This window comes from Exiguobacterium indicum HHS 31 (assembly GCF_001939065.1).
GTDB lineage: Bacteria > Bacillota > Bacilli > Exiguobacteriales > Exiguobacteriaceae > Exiguobacterium_A > Exiguobacterium_A indicum.
This window is the reverse complement of the sequence record NZ_MPSZ01000004.1, coordinates 174,641-197,161: the sequence shown is the minus strand read 5'-3', so window position 1 is coordinate 197,161 and position 22,521 is coordinate 174,641. Positions and strand designations below refer to the sequence as shown.

Here is a 22,521-nt window from a genome sequence, read left to right as displayed (position 1 = left end):
GGATAAGATGAATATCGGAATCACAGGAGGTGCCGGCTTCATTGGCGCCGCCCTCGCCCTCCGGCTCCAGCAGCACCATACCGTCCATGTACTTGATGCTTTCACGGACTACTATGATGTTCAGTTAAAAGAAGAACGAGCAGCTGCATTAAGACGTGCCGGTGTTACCGTTACGACGGGTGACGTTCATCACGATCTCGACGCCTGGATGGAGACATCGTTCGACGCCGTCTTTCATCTCGCAGCTCTTCCAGGTGTTCCGCGTTCGCTCGAGGAACCGCATCACTATATTCGTGAGGACATCGATATGACGGTGACCTTGTTAGAAGCCGCAAAAAGACATGGCATGCCGCATGTCTTTTTCGCGTCTTCTTCTTCCGTTTACGGGGAACAGACGGGTCTGCTGAAAGAAGATCAGGCAACGGGACACGTCGCCAGTCCTTATGCGGCAGCCAAGTATAGTGCCGAAAGCTTTTGTCATGCTTATGCTCATTTATATGATGTAAACGTGACGCTGTTTCGCTTCTTTACGGTCTATGGTCCTTCGGGTCGTCCTGATATGGCGCTGTTTCGATTCATCGAACAGGCATTACGCGGAGAGGCACTCACCGTCTTCGGTGATCCGATCCGTGACTTCACGTATATCGATGACATCACCCGTGGAATGGAACAGGCGTTGCTGGCTCGTGCAGTAGGTACGTATAACCTCGGCGCGAATCAGCCGGTCTCCGTCCGCACGCTAGCTGAACGGATCGGTCAACGGTTTGATGTGCCCGTGCAAACTCAAACTGCACGACGTGGGGACGTGACGATGACATGGAGTGATACGACGGCTGCAAAAGAAGCATTCGGTTACCAACCGTCAATCGAGATCGATGTTGGACTGGAGCAGGTGATCGCGTGGCATCAAAACCGCTGATTCGAACGTTTCTGTATCTGACGCTTACCGGGCTTGTCATCTTTTTACTGCTCCGTTTTTTCCTGGAGTTACCGGTCTCGTATCGGTACATTGAAGCTTTATTCAAGAGTCCCTGGACGATCCTTGCGACCTTGACGTATGCGATCGCCTTTTATTTACGCGCGGTCGCCTGGCGCCGCGCCGATGCCAAACGTGCACCGACTGCTGTATACCTGTCGAGCCTGTATCTCGGACTGACGATCAATCATCTCTCACCGGTCAAACTGGGAGAGATGATCCGACTCGTGACGGCGAGAGCCGTCGGAAGTCCATGGAAACAGACGAGCGCGATCTTCGTCTTACAACGAAGTATTGACTTGATCGTTCTGTGTACCTTCATTCTGATCGGTTGGTTGTTTCACCCAATCGTCTTGCTCGTCGCGCTCCTTGCGACCGCGTTATTGCTCGTGTTACGCCGACATGTCCCGCATCTCCCATCGCTCGTTCTGTTCGGAACGCTCGCTTGGGCAGTCGAGGCACTCGCCGTCTTCCTCCTCTTACATGGAGCTGGTGTCGATGTGTCCTTTCCGACGACATTGATTGCGATGAGTGCCGGTGTCCTGTCCGGTGTGATTCAATTCACGCCGGGTGGACTCGGTACGTACGAACTCGCGATGGGTACGGTGTTACGGCAAGCCGGTGTTGCTCATGCATACGACGTTGCCTTGATGACGCACTTCTTTAAATATGCCTTTGCTTTTCTTATCCCGCTGTACGTTCTCATTCGGCATCCGGCTACACTTCGGTTGTTGGTTCGTCAGCTCAAATACACTGATTGGAAAGGAGGAAGACGATGAAAAGCGCTTCTCGCTTTGAAAAAGTCGCAGCACGCGCCTGGAACTTACTCAATGAAGGAAAACCCTTCACACCCATTTTTACGATCGGCGTCTTCTTGACGTACGCCTTATGGACGCAGATGCCTCTCGCAGAAGCTGGTCTTGGTTTCATCGTGACGCTTCCTTTGTTCATCTTGCTTTGGCGTTATGATTTTCCGTTATTTTTACGAAATTACCTTTGGATTCCGGTCATCGTTTGGCTGTTCCTTCGGGGTACGAATGCAGATTATTTACCTTTGTTCGCCTATGGCGCAGGTCTCTATTTCTTCTTCACGATTTTTTTCTGGGGGACGATCTATTATCATCTCCGGATTGGAACGCGCTGGACGAACTTCACGCGCTTTTGGAAACTCGTTCTGAAGAATAGTGATTCGACAAGTGGTAACGCGCAGGAGCAACTGCCTAAGGTTGCCTTGTTACTCATGTACTGGTGGACGGCAAGCGACGCGCCGACACTCGACATGACGTTCGTCTGGTTCCCAATTGGTCTATTCGTCTTTGCATGGATCCTGCATCACTACCTGTTCGACTGGAAACCGAAGTTGCCCGAGGCAATGACGGTAGATGCCGATCTTCCGACTTCAGAAAAAGTCTATGTCCTGATTGTCGACGGAATGCGTAAAGATCGCTACATGGCAGCAAACACACCGTTCCTCGAACGATTGCGTCAGGAAGGAACGGAATATACGAATATGGAGACGGTTTACCCTGCCCGGACCGTCGTCTGCTTCAGTTCGATGTTCACCGGTGCTCGCCCAGAAGATCATGGCATTCATTCGAACATGGTCTGGAATACGACCGGCGTTAAAACGGATACCGTCTTCGATCGTCTCCGTGCCGTCGATAAATCAGGAAAAATTCTTGGTATCGCGCACCTTGTCGATGCGTTCGGTTCAACCGATGTACGGACCGTCACGGCAGTCATGCATAACGATGTTGCAGATCGAAATATCGTTGAACGTGCCAAACAAATCGTCCATGAAGAGGATCCGGATCTGCTCGCGATTCAGTTGATCGGAACGGATCAAACGGGACACAGTCGGGGCACCCTCTATTCCGAGTATGTTCAAAAAATCGAAGAAGCGGATGCATTACTCGCTGAATTTTGTGAGGAGCTCGATCGTCTCGGTAAACTCGAGGATGCGACACTCATCGTCATGGCAGATCACGGTCAAGCGGATGGAATTGGCGGACACGGTCACTTGGATGAAGGCGAACGGTTCGTTCCGTTCTGGATGTACGGTAAGAACATTCATGCCGGTCTAAAAGTCGATACGCACCATCATATCTTGTCACTCGGACCGACGATCACAAAAGTACTAGGGGCAGACATCCCGCACGATAGCCGCGGGGTGCTGTTGACAGAAGCGTTCAAGGAGGCGAGGTACACATGAAGATTATCGTCTTTTTACCGGCACACAACGAGGAAGTGTCGCTCCCGCTCGTCTTAAAACGGATCCCGGACATGATCGACGGTATTCCGGTCGAGACCCTCGTCATCGATGATGGTTCGACTGATGAGACGAGTACGATCGCGCGTCAACACGGCGCACATGTCTATCGGTTCGAACAAAATCAAGGACTCGGCGCTGCAGTCCGGGAAGGACTCCGCCAATCCTACGAACTTGACGCGGATGTTGCTGTCATGATCGATGCGGATAACGAATATCCGGCCGATCAAATCCCGGATATCGTGCGACCGATCTTACACGATCAGGCCGACTACGTATTCGGTTCCCGCTTTCTCGGTACCGTCGACGGGATGCGACTCTATCGCTATATCGGGAATCATGTCTTCACGTGGTTGCAATGCCTTTTATTGAAACGTAAAATCCATGATGGTCAAAGTGGAATGCGTGCTTTTTCACGCGCAGCGTGTCACCATGCTGAGATCATTCACGATTATAACTATGCCCAAGTCTTAACTCTCAATCTCGTCCGAAAAGGCTTCCGCCTGCACGAAGTCCCGATTCGTTATCGGGTCCGGGAAGCAGGAAAGTCTTTTATCCGTCTGAATTATGTCCAACGTGTCCTCCCAGCGATTTACCGGGAATGGCGACGACCGATCACACAGCTTAGCGTTGAAGAACGCATGGAACGAAAGGAGCACCTCGGATGAAACGCCTTCTTTTGCTACCGCTCCTCCTGCTCTCACTGTTCGTGAGCACTTCCACGGTTTCCGCTTATAGTTATGGAGACCCAGGAAAGGAAGCTTTTGCGGAAGCGTATAAACAATTTGAAGAACAGCTTGATGCCAAGGATTACGCGCTTGCGAAAGAAACCCTTGCCGCCTATGATAAAGAATTCAAACTGTATTTCCCTGAAGCGAAAGCGAAGATCGACACGGCGCTTGAACAAGAAGATGCAGAGGCTGCTAAACAAGCATACCGCGTCGCTCTCCGTCAAAATATTGAACGTCGTCTGCACTTTGCTGAAGAGCAGTTCGAGGACTTCGGTCAAGCGAAGCTCTTACTTGCGAAAGCCCGCGGAACATACGATGTGCTCGCGCCTTACGTCAAGGAAAGCAAGGATGCACAAACATCCGATGACGTGTATACTGCATTTGATGAATCCTTAAAAGCACTCGGAAATCCTGGTCTGTTTGGGGTCGGGAAAAAAGCGAGTGATGAGGAATCCTTCAAGAAAAACATTACGATGATCGAAGATACGTTAACACCTCTCTTCGTTTTGCCGGGTGAAGAAAAAACAGGCGTCTTCACGGAAGAAGACTCCTTCCTCGGTCAAACGTTCGGAACGGACGCGATTTGGAAATTGATTGCGCTCGGACTCGTCATCGTCCTCATCGTCATCGTCGTCATTGGTCAATGGAAGAAGAAACGCCGCTCATAAGGAGGAAGACAGATGGATTTTCAAGCGTTTTTGATTACGCTTCGGGAGTGTCTCGAGGCTGTTCTCATCGTTGGGTTGATCTTAGGTTATCTCGATCGATTGAACGCTCCACAATATAAAAAGTGGGTCTACGCAGGTGTCGGGTTGGCACTTCTCGCTAGCCTTGGTGTCGCGTTCCTGTTCCAAGTCGTCTTTACGAGTTTTGCGAGCTTCGGAAGCGATACGTATCTCCGTCTCGGCATCATGATGGTCTCCGTCCTGCTCTTGACACACATGGTCCTCTGGATGGGAAAGGAAGCGAAAGAGAATCAACAAGCCTCCCAAGCGAAGGTCGCCGCTGCCGTCTCGACGGGTAGTGCCATCACGATGATCATCCACTCCTTCCTCGTCATCGTTCGAGAAGGAATTGAGACCGTCTTCTTCTTCGCTGCCATCTCAGGTGGGGAAATCGAAAAAGTACTAACGAGTTATGGCGCGGTTTCCGGTCTGTTACTCGCCTTGATTTTCGGATACTTATTCGTTTCCGGCTCTATGAAGATTCCCGTCAAACGCTTCTTCCAAGTGACGGGCGTACTCATTCTATTCATCGCAGCCGGCATGCTCGTCCAAACGATTGGACGCTTCCAAGATCTTGGTTTGCTCGGTAGTCTTTTGATGAATGCTGACGGCACACCAGCTGCTGTATACAATATCGTCGGCTTCATGCCGGAGCACTACATCGATCAGGTGCAATACTTGCGTGATACAGGAAATTCAACATTGATCAGTGGACAGATCGGAACGTTCATGGGTGCGATGTTCGGATACAGCCATAACCCATCGCTCGAACAAGTCGTCGCTTGGTGGGGCTACTTCGCCTTTGCCGGTTGGATGTTGCTCCGTCAAAACAAACCATCGAAGTCATCAAAGTCCTTACAGGAGGTTTCTTGACCGTCCGAAGCGATCGTTCACGTCCGCGTGGAAGATCGCTTTTTTGGATCACGCTGCTATTCATCGGTGGCTGGATTGGTTTACGGATCAGTTACGTCAGTCCCTTCATCGCGAGCTACGATATTGCGAACTTCACGTTAGCTGTGACCGATTATGATCTGGCTGATTTACGTCCGCACTTTCCGGGTTATCCCTTTTTCATCTTATTTGCCAATCTGTTTCTGCCGCTGATGATACCTGTCAAAGCGCTCGGACTCGTCTCTACACTAGGACTGGCAAGTGCGCTCTTGCCACTTTACTCGCTCTTTCGCCGTCATGCCTATGATACGGCTCGGCTGATCGCTGCCTTTACCGTTCTCTCCACTGCCTCACTCGTGACGTTCGCTGCGACAGGGATGTCGGATGGGCTCGCCCTCGGACTACTCGTCTGGTACGGCTGGAGCATCGAACGCGCACGGCATCAGATTCGTCGCTGGCTTCCGTATCTTCTGTTCGGTTTACTGATGGCGACTCGATTGTCCTACGCGCCGTTTGGTTTCATGTTGCTTGTCCTGCTGTGGCAGGTACGAAAGGATTACTGGCAACTCTTATCCGAGTGCGCCCTTCTTGTTCTGGCACAGCTTGCTTGGTTGCTCCCGGTCGCTTTTTCTGTCGGTGGACCCTATTCGTTTCTTCAATTATCACTCCGCTTCATCAGCGGTCATTTTTCCGATTGGGGTGGTTCTGCTCAGACCGATGATGCTTCTATCGTTCAACGATTTGTTCAGACGCTTCAGCAACTCTTCTGGCATGGAATCGGCTATGGCACATGGATCGGACTAGTGTCTGGACTGCTCCTATTCTTACGCAGACGTTGGACGGTCGATGTCGCTTGGGGAGCGACGGCTGGACTCTATTTCGTCTGGGTCTGGCTCGGACAAAATATCGATAAACCCCGTCATGTCTTACCGCTTGTCCTATTGCTACTCATCTGGTTGATCCGTCAGCTTCCGTTGCGGATGTATCTGCCGTTTTTAGTCATTCAATTGACGATCGGTAGCCTCGCGTTAAACGAGCAAGCAACGCGTCCTCCGGCAACGATTGAACTAGCGCGTTACGTAGCGACTCTTCCAATCGGCGCGACAGTCTTTACCGACGAGGAAGCTCGCCAATTCCAGTCTGAACAACCGGATGCCGCGATCGTTCCGATCGGATCGATCAGTAAATGGAACGCAGAACCAAAATCCGACCAGAGTTACGTGACCGGTCGATTGCTCGAGCGTCTTCACGCTCAAGGCGTACGACCAAACGTCAAACAAGTCGTCCGCTTCACGAGTGATGCCCGCTACGAACCAGAAGACGCGCAAGCGATGCTGTATCAATTAACGCCTTGACGACACGACTACACCCATACGAAAAACCATGTCGATTCCCGAATACCACCGTGGAAATCGATATGGTTTTTTTCATTGCTGCGTATCGTAACGACGTTCCATATAATCAAAGGTACCGCCGCTGATTTCAATCGTCCGGACTGGTTCGAAGCCGAGACGACGATACAGTCGCTGTGCTCCTGCATTCGTTTGATCAGCGTTTAAGGTGAACGCTTGTAGTCCTCGTTTTTCCCCTTCTTCCGCTGCTGCCTGCAATAGTTCCGTTCCAATTCCTTTTCCACCATGACGCGCGTCAACCGATAAAGTATCCAAGTAATAGACCGGTCCTTCCGTCTCGACGTCGATCCGGACGTCTTGACCCGTCCAACGTTTCAGTTGTGCTTTGATCGGTTCGTCGAGTTGTTCCGCATCCGTCCCGGCATATGCAATGACGATACCTGCTACTTCACCCTCGATGATTTTCACGAGGATGTTTTCATGACTCAATCGGTTTCCTGTTTCAGCGACGAAGTACGCGAGTCGCTCTAAAACTTCCTCCCGCTTTGTCGTACCCGTCAGTGTCTCAGCAATCTCATGAATCGCCTGCTCAATCAACGGGGCAATCTGTTGTGCTTCAGAAGCATGTGCTTGTCGAATCATCTCATCCTTCTCCTTTCGTTTTTTCTAATCCATGAACCTGAAAAATCGGACTCGACGATGTCGAATCCGATACATGATTTTTTTAGACATTCATCTGTCTCACTGCGTGACTTTTTGTACGACAGGTGCCGGTACGATGACAGGCTCCCGTGTCATGACAGCCACGACACGTCCAGCGATCGCTACAGCCAGTAACGTATATAACGTTAAGCTGAGCGGCAGATAGACGAGTGAGATGATTAACACGATGGCATCGAGTCCGAACAAGATCGTTCCGATCGATAGACCTGTCAGTTTACTTAGTCCCATCGATAGCAAATCGTCTCCACCTGTTGCCGCTCCACTTTTCAAAACAAGTCCGAGACCATATCCGGTCACGATTCCGCTAGCGATCGCTGCGATGAGCGTCGCTGGCCAAGCCTGTTCTGGAAAGTGGAACAAATCGAGTCGGTGCCACATCTCATAAAAAACTGATAATGCACCTGCTGAGAGTAACGCTTCGCTGACGAAACGTTTTCCTTTGAAGTACAAGGCACCAATGAAAAATGGAATATCGAGCACGATCATTGAAATCGAAGGATTGATATCAAAAAAGTATCGACCGAGCAACGACAATCCGATGAAGCCGCCTTCTGCTAATCCGAACTGTTCATTCAATGTGTAGTAACCGAACGCCATGATTAGCGTTCCGGTTAAGATGGTTGCGATTCGTTTCATGTTTTATTGTCCTCTCCCGTTTACATCGCGGGAGAGGTTTTATACGTCCCGTTTGGGTATTCATCTATTTTCGCTCTCCCTGATTTTTATAAGCCATTACCGTCTGTTCGTTATGACCGGTACTGCTAAAAATCAGGTAAGCTGAATAGATGATTGGTCCTCTCGGTATCCATCGGTTTCCACCCCTTCATTAAAAATCTACATTCATTATAACCCGAATTTCAGTAACTAAAACAGTTTTACGCATTCTTCACATAATCCAAACACTTTTGCTCACTCATTCACAATTTAGACAAGATTATGCTCAACATTGAACAAACTACTTGAAAACAACCTTGTGAAGGATTACACTAAGTATATCAAATGAATGTGATATTTATCACAAACAAAACACAAAGGAGACTTTACCCATGAAAGTAGCAGTCATCGGATGTACACACGCAGGAACAGCAGCAGTCAAAGAACTCGCTTCACAACAAGACGTCGAGATCACCGTTTATGAGCGGAATGACAATGTATCGTTTCTCTCTTGTGGAATTGCGCTTCACGTCGGTGGTGTCGTCAAACATGCGGAATCGCTTTTCTACTCATCACCAAGTGAACTCGCTGAACTCGGCGCTGAGATGCGTCTGAAACATGATGTACTTGAAATCGATAGTGAACGCCAAACGATCGTTGCAAAAAACCTCATGACTGGTGAAGTCGTTCACGATATGTACGATAAACTCATCATGACGACTGGATCATGGCCAATCATTCCGATGCTTCCCGGCATCGAATTGAATCAGATCGAGCTCTGTAAAAACTATCACCACGCTCAAACAATCATTGAAAAAGCAACAGATGCAGAGCGGATCACAGTCGTTGGTGCAGGGTATATCGGTGCTGAACTCGTCGAAGCGTTTGAAGCATACGGAAAAGACGTCACGTTCATCGATAGTGCGGATCGCATTCTCAACAAATACCTCGACCGCTCGTTCACTGACGTCATCGAACGTGAATTGACAGACCGTGGTATTCGCCTCGAACTCGGACAAACCGTCCAAAGCTTCAAAGGGGAAAACGGCGCCGTGACACACGTCGTCACAGACAAAGGAACGTTTGAAACGGATCTCGTCATTCTCTGTGTCGGTTTCCGCCCAAGTACGGAACTCTTAAAAGGACAGGTCGACATGCTACCGAACGGTGCTATCATCGTTGACGATTATATGCGCACAAGCAACCCGAACATCTTTGCTGCTGGTGACAGCTGTGCCGTCTATTACAATCCAGCTCGGACACATGCCTATATTCCACTCGCAACGAATGCTGTCCGGATGGGAACATTGATCGGTAAAAACTTGCGCGCACCAAAGATTCGTTACCAAGGAACACAAGGCACATCTGGTCTTCGCCTATATGATTTGAATATCGCATCGACTGGTTTGACAGAAGAAGCGGCACCCTTGTTCGGACTCGAAGTGAGTAGCACGACAGTCACAGATGCGTATCGCCCAGAGTTCATGCCAACAGCAGAAGACGTCCAATTGAAGCTCGTCTTCGAGACAGCAACCCATCGTGTCGTCGGTGCACAAATCATCTCAAAAATTGATTTGACACAAGCGATGAACACACTGTCTGTCGCGATTCAAAACGATATGACACTTGAAGAGCTCGCTTTCGTCGACTTCTTTTTCCAACCGCACTACAACAAACCGTGGAACTTGCTGAACCAAGCAGCTCTGCAAGCAATGAATGAGCGTCAATCCGCTCGTGTCTAAGCGCATTACACGATAAATCAAACAAGCAACGGATCACCGTTGCTTGTTTTAGACTGAAGACAAAGCGCAATTTTTCTCTAACGAGAAGGATTGCGCTTTTTTGTTCGTCTCGAATCGTTTTCCTGGGACAAGCATCGCGCCGCTTCGCTTCACTGCAGGGTCGCTCCTGCTTGTTTTTTCCTAGGAAGCGATTTCGAATGAAAACCCCAGTTATGTCGTCTTTTTCTCCGATTCAGTCTCAAATAGATGCTGCCAGTCCTGATACGGCATTGTGCCGTTCACCGTCTCCATGTCAAAGCGTAACGGTGCAATCAACTCGAGTGAATTTCCATCTGGATCCTCGAAGTAGATCGCCGCGTGCGCATGTGGATGGTTATCGAGAACGAGCGGTTGATCGGCTGCCGCTACACCAAAGGCGGATCGGACGATAATGCCCATCTCCTTTAACCAGTCCTGTGCTTTATCGATATTTTCTTGCTCCATTCGAAACGCCACATGTCGAATCGATGGATGATACGGTAACTCGGCTTGACCGGCTTTCCATAAACCTAACCAACTCTTGCCGTGCTCGATCCAAAAGAAAGCGACGCGTTCATTTTGGAACGCACATGCAAGTCCCAATTTTTCATAAAAGGCAATTGATCGTTCGAGTTCTTTGACCGGTAAATGAGCTTCATACAATCCAGTAATCATCTTCTTCACACTCCTCTTTTTCTAGTGTAAACCATCAATTTCCAAATTTACTACGATCAGAAACGTTTAATCCGACCTGTTGAGGGAACATACACCCTATACCAAAACCAACTTTCAGGAGGAATGTTTACATGGCTGCATCGAAAAATCCGTTAACCCAATACTTCAATGACGATTTCCCAAAACAATATCAGGACGCACCAGCAGTTCAAGCAAAAATGGAACCTGTTCCCGATTGTGGCGAAGAGAGTTATAAAGGCTCTGGCAAATTGATCGGCAAAAAAGCACTGATTACGGGTGGCGACTCCGGCATCGGCCGAGCAGCAGCCATTGCCTATGCTCGTGAAGGGGCTGACATCGTGCTCAACTACTTACCGGAAGAACAACAGGATGCGGAAGAAGTCAAAGCACTCGTTGAAGCAGCGGGACAAAAAGCATATCTCTTACCTGGTGATTTAAGTGATGAAGCGTTCTGTCAGCAACTCATTAAAGAAGCACACGAATCGCTCGGTGGACTCGACATTTTGGCACTTGTCGCAGGTAAACAACAAGCCGTCGAAGATATTCTCGACCTGTCAACGGAGCAATTACGTAAGACATACGAAATCAATGTCTTCTCCCTTTTCTGGGTCGTCAAAGCAGCCTTGCCACTCTTGAAAGAAGGGGCTTCGATCATTACGACGACATCCGTTCAAGGATACAACCCAAGCGCGAACCTCTTGGATTATGCATCGACGAAGTTTGCCATCAACGGGTTCACGCGTGGACTCGCTAAACAAGTCGCGCCAAAAGGAATCCGTGTCAACTCCGTCGCACCTGGTCCGATTTGGACACCGCTTCAAATCTCGGGTGGTCAGCCAAGCGAGAACATTCCAGAGTTCGGGCAGGAAACACCACTGAAACGAAGTGGTCAACCGGTCGAACTGTCGGATGTGTATGTCTTCCTCGCTTCAGACGCTGCGAGCTATGTTACGGCGCAAATCTATGGTGTCACAGGCGGAATCGAATTGGCATAAGGATTGAATCTCGACAGGATAGCTTCGGCTATCCTGTTTTCATGTGTCTTAACGGGATATCAGTTGCATCACGAGGCACCATTTAGTCTAATGAGAGTAATAACGATGAAGGAGTGAATCAGATGACTGAAAAAGAAAAGATGATTCAAGGGGAACTCTACTTAGCACAAGATCCGGAACTCGTAGCTGACCGTATCCGGGCACAATCGCTCTGTTATGAGTTCAATCAATTGAGTGTTCATGATGGGACTAAACGGAAGGCACTTCTTCAACAATTATTCCAGACGGAGCAAGCCGACTTTTACATTGAACCAACCTTTAAATGTGACTATGGCTACAACATTACGTTAGGGGCTCGCTTTTATGCCAACTACGACTGTGTCTTGCTCGATATTTGTCCGATCACGATTGGTGACAACTGCATGCTTGCTCCAGGAGTACATATCTATACTGCGACCCATCCACTCGATCCTGTCGAGCGCAACAGCGGTTATGAATTCGGGAAACCGGTCGTCATCGGGAATAACGTCTGGATCGGTGGACGCGCGGTCATCAATCCCGGTGTGACGATCGGAGATAATGCTGTCATCGCCTCAGGTAGTGTCGTCGTCAAGGATGTACCGGCAAACAGCGTCGTCGGTGGAAATCCAGCCCGAGTCATCAAAACAATCTAATTCTCATCAAATTCTAATCTGTTCCTCAGCTTCCTTTCACATGGTCTGGTTATTCTATGTATAAGAACAACAGCCACTACTAAAGGAGGACATCATCATGACTGAAAAACGAACAGATAAAGGGAATAAACGTTTCAAAAAAGGAATCGCTACACTTGCCGTAACGGGTACAGTCTTAACAGGAGCCGGTGCGTTCCTACTCTTCACAGGTCCGGGACACTCTCTCGTCAACTCGACGGTCACCACTTCACAGCAGGCAGAGCAAAAAGTCGAAGCTGCTTCGCGCCAAGTCGAACAAAAGCTTCCTGCTTCGATGCGTGACGATCAAGAAATCGAAGGCACATTACAAAAACTATCGGATCGTTCAATGACGATCGACGTCAACGGTGACACTCAGACGTATGACTTTGCTTCGTCAGTCGAACGCGAAGCCGTGCAAGAAGGCGATTGGGTCAAAATCGATCTGAATGCGAATCAGCAAATCACGGAACTGGAGCGAGAAGATCAAGACGATCGGAATGACCGAGAGGACGATGGCAATCGCTCAGATGATTCATCAGACGATGCGAATGAACGGTACGGCATCCTTCGTGCCCTATCACAAAGTGAATTGACACTCGAACAAGATGGACAAGAGACGGTCTACGCGATTGCGGATCGTGCGGAACGCGACGCTGCGAAATCTGGGGATATCGTGAAAATCGAATTGAATGCAGACGGTCAAGTCCGTGAAATCGACCGCGAAGATGACGACGAGAATCGTAATGCTACACGCGACGAAGACGGTGACGATGCACGGGAACAAGAAGTCCGCGGCACGCTCGCTAAAATAACGAATCAAGAAATCATCATCGAACAGAATGGTACGCAAAAATCGTACTCTCGTGCATCAAACATGGAACAAGATGATGACATCCGAGTCGGTGGTTCCGTTAAACTTGAGTTAAACGCGTCAGACGAAGTGAAAGAAATCGATGAATGATCATTAAAGGAGGATGTTTATGCCAACTACCATCTTAATCGTTGAGGACGATGCGAAAATCGCACGCCTCCTTGAACTCGAACTCCAATATGCCGGGTACGCGACACGTGTCGCCCCCAACGGAAAAGATGGTCTCGCTGCCGCTGAGCATTCGGTTGATCTCGTCTTACTCGACGTGATGATGCCGGAGCTGAGCGGCTTCGAGGTGTTGCGCAGGCTCCGTGGAAAAGGTATTCATATCCCCGTCATTATGCTAACAGCACGTGGGGAAGTTTACGATAAGGTCGCAGGACTCGATCTTGGTGCGAATGATTATGTGACGAAACCGTTCGAGATGGAGGAACTCCTTGCCCGGATCCGTGCGTTACTACGCACTCCGACTTCAACTAGTAACGCATCGCGCACGTTACAGTTCGCAGATCTTGTACTCGATCTTGATCGACATGAAGCATTTCGCGATGAATTGCGACTCGATTTGACACCACGGGAGTTCGAACTCCTGACGTATTTACTGGAAAACAAAGAACATGTCCTGACACGCGAACAAATCTTAAATCGCGTCTGGGGATACGATTACTTCGGCGAGACGAATATCGTCGACGTCTACATCCGTTACCTTCGAAAAAAAGTCGATGCTCACCCTCCTGCTTTGATCCAGACCGTTCGTGGGGTTGGTTATGTACTGAGGGAGGCGAACCCATGAAGCTTCGAACGAAACTTGCTTTATCCGTCACCGCCTTTACGACACTTTTATTGTTGCTTTCGTTCATCGTCGTGACCTTCGTCGTCCGCAATCATTTGATTGAATCGCGTTATACCCAACTGGAACAGGCGGAGGAATTGATGGAGGATGATTCATCGGTCCGGGCATTGTTGACGCTTCATGAGGATTCCGTCGTCTTATCGAACGAAGATGGACGATGGGTCATTTCAAATGATGAAGATGACGACGACTCGTCTACCGTTAACGGAGACGTACAAGCAAGTGACCTACCCGGTATCCCGCGTTCGAACGAACCTTTCAAATCTGGTGATTGGTTCGGTATCGTCTATCAGGATCAAGCCTATTTATTCGAAGATGAAAGCGTCGATGATACGGTCTCGACACTCGTCTTGACCTTCACCATCGTGTTGGTCGTTGGAATCGTCATCGCGTTCATCAGTAGCTTCTGGATTGCGTATCAGACGCTCCGCCCGCTCAGGCAACTGAATGATACGATGCAACGGATCTCGTCTTCTGGAACGCTTGAGACCGTGCAGACTGAACGTGATGATGAGATCGGTCGCCTCGGTCGCGTCTTCAATCAGATGATTGGGCGTGTCGATCAGACGATGGAACAACAACGGCAGTTCGTCGCCGATGTCTCGCATGAGATGAAGACACCGCTGACCGTCATCGAAGGGTATGCGCAATTATTGAAGCGATGGGGCAAAACGAAGCCGGACGTCCTCGATGAATCGATTGAAAATATCTTACAGGAGACGCATGCGATGCGGACGACCTTGATCGAGCCCATGCTCGAACTGTCTCGTCTCGGTTATGAAGAAACGTCTGTCGAAGAGATTGACTTAGCCGAGCTTGGGAGCGAACTCGCTGATCGGATGTATCACGCGACAGGGACGATCATCCCTGTTGATGCCTCTGGAACGATCCTGGCGAATCGCGAAGCGGTGCTACGCATCTTGACGATTTATATCGATAATGCCCTGAAATATGCCACTTCTCCTGAATTGCATCTGCGCAAGGAGCGACTCGCTGTTCTTGATCGAGGAACATCTCTAACGAACGAAGAACGTACCCGGTTATTTGACCGGTTTTACCGACTTGATGCAGCACGCGATCGTTCAGGAAGTGGACTCGGATTGTCGATTGCTGCAGCTCTAGCGACGACGCATCATTTTCAGGTCGGTAGTGAAGCCCGTCAACCAGATGGCAGTTGTTTCTATCTGATTCCCGAGCAGTCTAAATGAAACTTTTTCTACATTTGTGTCGTACACTTAAGGAAGAACGTCACATGATGAAAGAAGGAATTTCACGATGGCTAAAAAACGTTGGGGTGGACTTACTGTTGCCGGCGCCTTTCTCTTAACGAAAGGAAAGGTCATCCTTGCCTTATTAAAATTTTCGAAGTTTGGAGGCACTCTGATTTCGTTCGGAGTTTCGCTTCTCTTTTACGCTCAAGTATTCGGTGTCTGGTTCGGGGTCGGATTACTCTATCTCCTATTCATTCATGAGATGGGACATCTACTCGCTGCGAAACGACTCGGTTTTAAAACGGGTCCCGCGATTTTCGTACCGTTCATGGGAGCCGTCATCGGGATCAAAGATACGTTCCGGACACCAAAACAAGAAGCGATTCTTGCGTACGGTGGACCACTCGCGGGTCTTGTGTCCCTGATTCCGCTTGCGATTGGATACGCTGTGACGGGAAATGACTTTTGGCTCGTCATCTTCCACCTCGGGGCCTTGTTGAATCTCTTCAACCTACTTCCCGTCAGTCCGCTTGACGGCGGACGGATTCTTGCGGGACTTCCGATCATCGTTTGGGTTGCGGGTCTTGCTGCCTTGATTGCTTACGGCATCACGAACTTCAGCCTGATTCTGCTCTTGATCGCTTTCTTCGGCGGCAGTGCTGTCTGGAAACGGTATAAGTTCGCAAAACAATATGAAGAGAACCGATCGACCTTGATGTTATACCGTGCTGCACGCGAACGCGTCTTACGCGCAAAGGCGGAACAAGAACGTGCAAACGCGGAAGTCGCTCTTGCACCGGAAGTGGAGGAAGAGCAAACGGTCGAAAGTACGTACGACCCGATCGCTTGGTCGCTTCGTCTCGATTTACAAGATTTGCGACAAGCGAGTCCGGAAGAGGCACGTCAGGAAGCGGACGACCTGTTACGGTATCAATATGATGCTGCGAACGACTACGATGCGTTGTTGCGACGAATCGATCAGCGGATCGAACCGCTCCGACTCGCTGAAGAGTCGGTCCAGTATCACCAGATGCCGAAAAAACAACAAACGATCACCTTACTCGCTTACTTGGCGCTCGGTGCCATTTTATTCATTGCTTTCGAGTACTCGAAAGGGTACTTGCCTACACCATCTTAGAACGAGTTCCATCGGATGCGCTTCATGGCGCATCCTTTTTTTATAAGACGAACACATTGACTAGAGTGATTTCTTGCATCTCTTCATAGAAGCGACTACTCTGAGTAAAACCCTACTTACCACTTGTCTAAAAAAGGAGGCTCTCCTTCCATGAATAAAAACACTGCCCGTTTGGGTGAAGCACCTATCAACCAGCTCTTACTTAGTCTCTCCTTGCCGGCAATGGTCGGGATGCTCGTCACGGCACTCTATAATATCGTCGATACGATTTTCGTCGCTCAAGGCATCGGTACGGCTGCCGTTGCCGCTGTCGGAATCGCTTTCCCCGTCCAGCTCGTGTTGATGGCAATCGCCAACTCGATTGGGATCGGGGGGGCTGCGATTGCGTCACAACGGCTTGGTCAAAAACAGACGGATGGTGCCAGTCGTGCTTATGCGAACGTCTTGATAGCAGTTTTCTTCATCAGTATGCTCGCCATCATCAGTGCTTTCATCTTCGTCGAACCGTTACTTCGTCTCTTTGGAGCGACAGATGAAATCATGCCGTATAGCATCGATTTCTTACGCGTCCTCTTGATCGGATCTCCTTTCTTCATGTTGACGATGGCGTCGAGTGCAATGTTACGCGCAGAAGGACGCGCGAACTATCAGATGCGCATCATGCTGACGACGGTTGCCATCAACATCGTCCTGACACCTCTGTTCATCTTTGGTCTTGATTGGGGCATCCAAGGTGCTGCACTCGGAACAGTCGTTGCGCAAATCGTCGGTGCTGCACTTGTTTTCCGATTCTTCTTTACGAAACGTCGGCAAACGGGGTTAACACTCGATCGGAATGCTTTCAAACCCGATTTCCGTTTAACGTTTCGGATGATGCAAATCGGATCATCGTCGTTCATCATGCAAGTCTCCCAATCGATTTTGTTCATCACCGTCAACCACATGCTCGTCCGGTACGGTGGTACGACGGAACTAGCGACGTTTGCGGTCATCAATAAGTTCATGGCGCTCGTCGGTATGCCAATCATGGGGATCGTGCAAGGGATGCAACCGATCGTCGGGTATAATTTCGGTTCTCGGCAATTTAGCCGGATGTCGCTTGCCATCAAGTTGGCAATCCGTTACGGCTTATCGTTATCGATCAGCTTGTGGTTACTGATTCAATTGTTCCCTCGCTTCTGGGTCGGCTTGTTCACGGAAGAAGCAGCACTGCTGCAGGAAGGCTCGAGTGCGATGCGCATCTTATTCGCTTTATCGTTCGTCTATGGGATTCAAATGATTGTCAACGGGATGTATCAATCGCTCGCCAAAGCGAAAGTCGCTTTATTCTTGTCCTTGTCACGCCAAACGTTATACACGATTCCACTCGTTTTGATCTTACCCCTGTTCTTCGGTGTCAATGGTGTCTGGTTCGCTTTCCCGATCGCTGATGCGATGGCTGTCTTGACGGCCCTTGTCTTCGCCTATAAAGATCGCGTTCTATTATTTAAACCGGAGGAGTACGTCGCAGAGGAACAAAAAGTCGCCACCGCGAAGTGACTGGAATGGATATCAGATCATCTGCCTTGCAGATGGTCTTTTTTAATGGACTTCTATAATACGAACATGTATTCTGTTACTAGTGAATGACAGAAAGGAGTCTGCTGCATGTATACATTAGCGATTGACTTTGAAACGGCAAATCGGAATAGCCGAAGCATTTGTGCGTTTGGTTGGTCCGTTCTCTCCAACGGTCGCGTCACGGAGAGTAAACAGGTCTTAATCAATCCAGAAGAGAACTTCGATGCTGGAAACATCCGGGTCCATGGAATTCGTCCGAGTGATGTCTTCGATGCACCGACGTTACCTGAAGCGATGGAAGCACAGGGCTTATACGATTTAATCGCAGGTGCTCAACTGGTCGTTGCCCACAATGCATCATTTGATATGGGGGCGCTCCAAAAAGCGATTCAAAAATACGATATGTACCAGATGCCCGCTTTCACCTACGGCTGCACGGTCAAATTATCCCGCAAACTGTATCCGTGGTTGCCGAACCATCGATTGAATACGATGGCTGAATTCCTCAACGTCTCTTTCCAGCACCATGACGCGAAAGAGGATGCCTACGTCTGTGCCTTGCTCCTAAACGATATGTTGGAACGAACGAATCTACAGGATCCGGTCTCCTTGCATACGTTTTGTGGCGTTCGGATGGGACAGGTTGCCTATTAATAAACAAAAAAATTGTAGACAACAGGGCTGACTCCAAAAAATGACGCATCTTTTCACGCCCTTTCCTCAGGCGAGACACAAGCCAGTTTTCCCGCTCTATTCGAGCAGGAAACGGGTCTCGTTTGTCTCTGACAGCGCATAAATGCGCTTTTTCCTGTAGGAGTGGCGTGTAACGCGTTATTCTTTTTTATCTAGAAGAAGGATCCGAGACGCGTTTTGTTCACTCGACATCGCTTCCTAGGGAAAAACAAGCAAGAGCGACCCTGCAGCGAAGCGAAGCGGCGCGATGCTTGTCCCAGGAAAACGATGCGAGACGAACAAAAAAGCGCAATCCTTCTCGTTAGAGAAAAATTGCACTTTACCTTCAGTCTCAAAGCACTCTAGACACGAGATCTAGAGTGTTTTTTGATACTATTCTATTATTTGCTTGTTTGTTTGATCGGGAACCAGCCTGGACGACTTGTGATGCCTGCCCATAATGCATCTGGAACGACGAGTTCTGCTTGTGCTTCTGGATCAAGTTCTGTCCGGATTGACGCAAGGTCACCCGCTTCGACTTTCTCAACCCACTTCGGTTCCATGATCAGTTCACGACCGAGAGCGATCATTGGAACGACAGCCAAACCTTGTTCGACTTCGTCCGCTGTGTGCAGCGATCCGACACCGATGACAGGTACTTGTTCGCCAACACGTTCTTGGACGAGCGTGATTGGTGATGTCGTTGCATTTTCGTCACGAATCGAACCTGCGAAGAAGTCCATCACGGAAACGTGCAAGTAATCGAGGTCTTTTTTCGCCAGCTCATCGACGAGGCGCATCGTATCATCGAGTGTGATTCCTGGATTTTCGATCTCTTCTGGAGAGAAACGGTATCCGACGATGAACGAAGGATCCTGTTTCGCGACAGCTTCGACTGCATCCACGACCGCTAATGGGAAGGCGAGACGTTTTTCTAAGCTACCGCCCCATTTGTCTTCGCGACGGTTTGAGTGTGGTGAGAAGAATTGTTGAATCAAGTACGTGTTCGCACCATGAATCTCAACACCGTCAAATCCAGCTTCCATCGCACGACGTGTCGCCTGACCGAATGCTTCAATGATTGCTTCAACTTCTTCCGCCTCTAGCGCACGAGGTGTCATTGCTCCTTCACGTACAGGTGCGACAGCACTTGCACTGACTGTTTGCCCACCGACGAGTTCTGGTGGTGCCATACGACCAGCGTGGAAAATTTGTAAGATCGCTTTTGCGCCTTTATCTTGAATCGTTTTTGCGAGTCGCTTCAGACTTGGAACGAGATCGTCACGATGCGCACCGAACTCATTCGGGAATCCTTGACCGTCTGCTGTGACATTCGCACATGCTGTAATGACCGCACTGACGCCGCCTGAACGTTCTGCATAGTACGCGAGTTCCGCATCCGATACTTCGCCGTTCTCTTGTGCTGCATAGTTCGTCATCGGTGCCATCAAGACGCGGTTTTTCAGCGTCACACCGTTTGGTAATGTAAATGGTTCAAACATTGCTTGAGTTGCCATGAGTGAAGTGCCTCCTCTAATTTCTTGAATTGAATATCGACAGTATACGCTCGTCTTCCTCCGAATAGCTACTGATGTGCTTACGCGATGTGTCACTTGCGAATCGCTTTACGACGACCACCCGGCCACCACCAGTTCCAGTGACCAAATAGTTTCATCAGTGCGGGGACGAGTAGCATCCGGACGATTGTGGCATCAATAAAAATCGCAAGCGCGATACCGACGCCAAGTTGTTTAATTGGACTGACGCCCGTGAAGGCAAACGCCCCTGTGACGACGATCATAATTAAGGTAGCAGACGTAATGATCTTACTCGTCTTCGCAAGCCCCATCTCGGTCGCATAATCGTTATCACCCGTCTCGTCATAATATTCTTCCATTCGCGAGACGAGGAACACTTCATAATCCATCGATAAACCAAAGACGAGTGAGAAGATGAAGACCGGTGTCAGAATGCCGATCGTCTCCTGCGGAAGAACTGCGCCGGACTCGAACAAGATGACGAGTAATCCGAATGTCGCTCCTAGACTAAGCAAATTCATCAGAATCGCCTTGATTGGGATCAAGATGGACCGGAACGCAATCAGCAGGATGATGAATGTCGCCAAGACGACGACACCGACTGCTAGTGGGAGTTTCGATTCAATGGCATCATAAATTTCCTGATTGAAGGCTGCCGGTCCCCCGACAAGATAACCGTCCGCTTGCATCTTTCGCACCCAGTCTTGCGAAGCAGCATCCCCGGGATCTCCTTTTAAGTTAACATCAATTCGTGCTTGGTCGTTCTCTGATAGAAATGCCGTCAAAGCTTCGCGCCCGGCCGGAACAGCGACTAACTGCTCGAGCGGCACTTGTTGCTGTTCGGCAATCGTTGCGGCGGATACGACGGAACGTACATCGGGATCCGACTCGAGTCGAATCGTCACGTCTTCGATTTTTTCTCGTCCCACCTCTGAGGAAGCATCAGCAGATAAGATGAGGACGGCGTCCGTTCCATCGTTTCCGAATGTTTTTTCCCACGACTCAAAGGCGAGACGTGACGGATAGGATTCCGGTAAAGCGGTCGCTTGCGGAATGTTCAACGTCAAGTCACGTAACGGCAATAAACAAGGTAACAACAGCAATAAGGACAAAATCGTCACTGCGACCGGGCGCTTCATGACGAAACGAGCGAGACGACGCCAACGATCTTCACTACGACCTGCTCGCTGCCGGAAGAGTCGTCCTTTCTCTAACACCTTCCCGAAAACGATCAATAGTGCCGGTAGTAACGTTAATGCACTGACGACTGCCCCAAGGACCGAAACGAGCGTCCCGATCGCAACAGCGCGGAAGACATCCACATCAATCAGCAATAGCCCGGCAAGTCCGACGAATACACAGATTCCGGAAAATAAAATTGAACGCCCTGCCGTCTCGACCGAACGGATCGCTGCCTTCCGAATATCTTGTCCGTCCTGCCGTTCTTCGCGAAATCGATTGACGTATAACAGCGAAAAATCAATTCCGAGCGCCAGCGAAATCATCGCGACCGCATTCAAGACGAAGATTGATAACTCTTGTTGCCCGGCGACGAAATAAAGAACACCGGCACCAAAGACAAAAGTAACGAGTCCCATGATCAACGGTAGGATGGCGGCAACCGGAGTACCGAAAACGAGTAGCAAGACGATCAACGCTGCTGGAATTCCAATCAACTCAGCCCGGATGAGATCATTTTTCGACGCTGTATTCAAATCATCGACGACGACTGGTTCACCCGTTAGTCGAATCGTTCCGGTATCATCCAGTTGACGTGTGACCGCAGCTGCCCATTTCGCATCAAGTGTCGGTACCCCGACCGTCACGTATCCCTTATCGTTCCGAATCGCTCGCGGATTTTCGACGGGACCAGTGACGTTCCCGACACCTTTGATATCACGGAAGCGCTCGACATGTTCCACCATCGTTTGTCGTAGATTCTCTTGATTTTCAAATAGAACGATGATCGTATGCGGATCCTGACCGAAGTCTTGATCGAGTACTGTCTCGACGCGTTGAAAATCACCGTCACGCGTAAATCCGTTTCCTTCTAGCCGATCGGGTAGTTGATAAGCGAAATATCCAAGCACGACGAGCAGGATTGCCCAAACAATCAACACTCCTCGAAAATACGTACTCATCAGATGACCAAGCCGTTGCATGATGCGTCCCCTTTCTGTATAAACGTACAAAAAACATCCTTCTTGCTGA

21 protein-coding genes are annotated in these 22,521 nt (G+C 49.5%); 16 read left to right on the top strand and 5 right to left on the bottom strand.

Features of this window, described 5'->3' with window-relative positions; genetic code table 11:
- Window positions 1-7 precede the first annotated feature (7 nt).
- From N179_RS11770 to N179_RS11740, 7 genes are read left to right on the top strand one after another with little or no spacing between them, the layout of a single operon-like run.
- The gene (locus N179_RS11770) at window positions 8-919 is read left to right on the top strand and encodes an NAD-dependent epimerase/dehydratase family protein (protein ID WP_075642931.1); all 912 of its coding nucleotides are present in this window, start codon (window positions 8-10) and stop codon (window positions 917-919) included.
- Complete coding sequence (locus tag N179_RS11765; protein WP_058265699.1) at window positions 901-1,755, top strand: lysylphosphatidylglycerol synthase transmembrane domain-containing protein; 855 nt, start codon at window positions 901-903, stop codon at window positions 1,753-1,755. Before N179_RS11770 ends, N179_RS11765 begins: the two co-directional genes overlap by 19 nt.
- Window positions 1,752-3,188 (top strand): alkaline phosphatase family protein, encoded by a 1,437-nt coding sequence (locus tag N179_RS11760; RefSeq protein ID WP_075642930.1) that lies wholly within the window; start codon window positions 1,752-1,754, stop codon window positions 3,186-3,188. The genes N179_RS11765 and N179_RS11760 overlap by 4 nt, the downstream gene beginning before the upstream one ends.
- The gene (locus N179_RS11755) at window positions 3,185-3,913 is read left to right on the top strand and encodes a glycosyltransferase family 2 protein (protein WP_075642929.1); all 729 of its coding nucleotides are present in this window, start codon (window positions 3,185-3,187) and stop codon (window positions 3,911-3,913) included. Before N179_RS11760 ends, N179_RS11755 begins: the two co-directional genes overlap by 4 nt.
- A complete protein-coding gene (locus tag N179_RS11750; RefSeq protein ID WP_235515952.1) occupies window positions 3,910-4,644 on the top strand; it encodes a hypothetical protein in 735 nt (244 codons plus the stop codon). Before N179_RS11755 ends, N179_RS11750 begins: the two co-directional genes overlap by 4 nt.
- A 12-nt stretch (window positions 4,645-4,656) precedes the next feature.
- Window positions 4,657-5,574, top strand: coding sequence for an FTR1 family iron permease (locus N179_RS11745; protein ID WP_075642928.1), 918 nt, complete (start codon window positions 4,657-4,659; stop codon window positions 5,572-5,574).
- On the top strand, window positions 5,571-6,947 hold the full coding sequence (locus tag N179_RS11740) for a hypothetical protein (RefSeq protein ID WP_075642927.1): 1,377 nt from the start codon (window positions 5,571-5,573) through the stop codon (window positions 6,945-6,947). Before N179_RS11745 ends, N179_RS11740 begins: the two co-directional genes overlap by 4 nt.
- Window positions 6,948-7,019: 72 nt before the next feature.
- On the opposite strand, the gene N179_RS11735 is transcribed toward N179_RS11740, so the two are convergent.
- Window positions 7,020-7,586, bottom strand: coding sequence for a GNAT family N-acetyltransferase (locus tag N179_RS11735; protein ID WP_058713916.1), 567 nt, complete (start codon window positions 7,584-7,586; stop codon window positions 7,020-7,022).
- 99 nt (window positions 7,587-7,685) lie between these two features.
- Window positions 7,686-8,303, bottom strand: coding sequence for a YitT family protein (locus N179_RS11730; RefSeq protein WP_058265694.1), 618 nt, complete (start codon window positions 8,301-8,303; stop codon window positions 7,686-7,688).
- A 410-nt stretch (window positions 8,304-8,713) separates the two neighbouring features.
- Here N179_RS11730 and N179_RS11725 point away from each other — a divergent pair, with 410 nt between their 5' ends.
- Complete coding sequence (locus N179_RS11725; RefSeq protein ID WP_075642926.1) at window positions 8,714-10,063, top strand: FAD-dependent oxidoreductase; 1,350 nt, start codon at window positions 8,714-8,716, stop codon at window positions 10,061-10,063.
- A gap of 210 nt (window positions 10,064-10,273) precedes the next feature.
- On the opposite strand, the gene N179_RS11720 is transcribed toward N179_RS11725, so the two are convergent.
- A complete protein-coding gene (locus N179_RS11720; RefSeq protein WP_055969574.1) occupies window positions 10,274-10,756 on the bottom strand; it encodes a VOC family protein in 483 nt (160 codons plus the stop codon).
- Between the two features lie 131 nt (window positions 10,757-10,887).
- On the opposite strand from N179_RS11720, the gene N179_RS11715 reads away from it, so the two are divergent.
- The 8 genes from N179_RS11715 to N179_RS11680 all read left to right on the top strand — a co-directional run bounded on the left by N179_RS11715 (window position 10,888) and on the right by N179_RS11680 (window position 18,754).
- Window positions 10,888-11,772: an SDR family oxidoreductase gene (locus tag N179_RS11715; RefSeq protein WP_055969577.1), complete on the top strand. Its 885-nt coding sequence runs from the start codon at window positions 10,888-10,890 to the stop codon at window positions 11,770-11,772.
- A gap of 122 nt (window positions 11,773-11,894) precedes the next feature.
- Window positions 11,895-12,446, top strand: a complete 552-nt coding sequence (locus tag N179_RS11710; protein ID WP_035395634.1) for a maltose acetyltransferase domain-containing protein — start codon at window positions 11,895-11,897, stop codon at window positions 12,444-12,446.
- Window positions 12,447-12,543: 97 nt separating this feature from the next.
- Window positions 12,544-13,428, top strand: coding sequence for a hypothetical protein (locus N179_RS11705; protein ID WP_035395632.1), 885 nt, complete (start codon window positions 12,544-12,546; stop codon window positions 13,426-13,428).
- Between the two features lie 19 nt (window positions 13,429-13,447).
- Window positions 13,448-14,131 (top strand): response regulator transcription factor, encoded by a 684-nt coding sequence (locus N179_RS11700; RefSeq protein ID WP_035395630.1) that lies wholly within the window; start codon window positions 13,448-13,450, stop codon window positions 14,129-14,131.
- Window positions 14,128-15,399: a sensor histidine kinase gene (locus tag N179_RS11695; protein ID WP_035395628.1), complete on the top strand. Its 1,272-nt coding sequence runs from the start codon at window positions 14,128-14,130 to the stop codon at window positions 15,397-15,399. Before N179_RS11700 ends, N179_RS11695 begins: the two co-directional genes overlap by 4 nt.
- A 67-nt stretch (window positions 15,400-15,466) precedes the next feature.
- Window positions 15,467-16,540, top strand: a complete 1,074-nt coding sequence (locus N179_RS11690) for a site-2 protease family protein (protein ID WP_075642925.1) — start codon at window positions 15,467-15,469, stop codon at window positions 16,538-16,540.
- Between the two features lie 150 nt (window positions 16,541-16,690).
- The gene (locus N179_RS11685) at window positions 16,691-18,079 is read left to right on the top strand and encodes an MATE family efflux transporter (protein ID WP_058265687.1); all 1,389 of its coding nucleotides are present in this window, start codon (window positions 16,691-16,693) and stop codon (window positions 18,077-18,079) included.
- Window positions 18,080-18,187: 108 nt separating this feature from the next.
- Window positions 18,188-18,754: a 3'-5' exonuclease gene (locus tag N179_RS11680; protein ID WP_035395622.1), complete on the top strand. Its 567-nt coding sequence runs from the start codon at window positions 18,188-18,190 to the stop codon at window positions 18,752-18,754.
- 419 nt (window positions 18,755-19,173) lie between these two features.
- Here N179_RS11680 and N179_RS11675 read toward each other — a convergent pair whose 3' ends face one another.
- Window positions 19,174-20,289 carry an NADH-dependent flavin oxidoreductase gene (locus N179_RS11675; protein WP_023469665.1) on the bottom strand — a complete coding sequence of 372 codons (1,116 nt, stop codon included), beginning with the start codon at window positions 20,287-20,289 and terminating at the stop codon, window positions 19,174-19,176.
- 92 nt (window positions 20,290-20,381) lie between these two features.
- Complete coding sequence (locus N179_RS11670; RefSeq protein WP_075642924.1) at window positions 20,382-22,472, bottom strand: MMPL family transporter; 2,091 nt, start codon at window positions 22,470-22,472, stop codon at window positions 20,382-20,384.
- Window positions 22,473-22,521 lie beyond the last annotated feature (49 nt).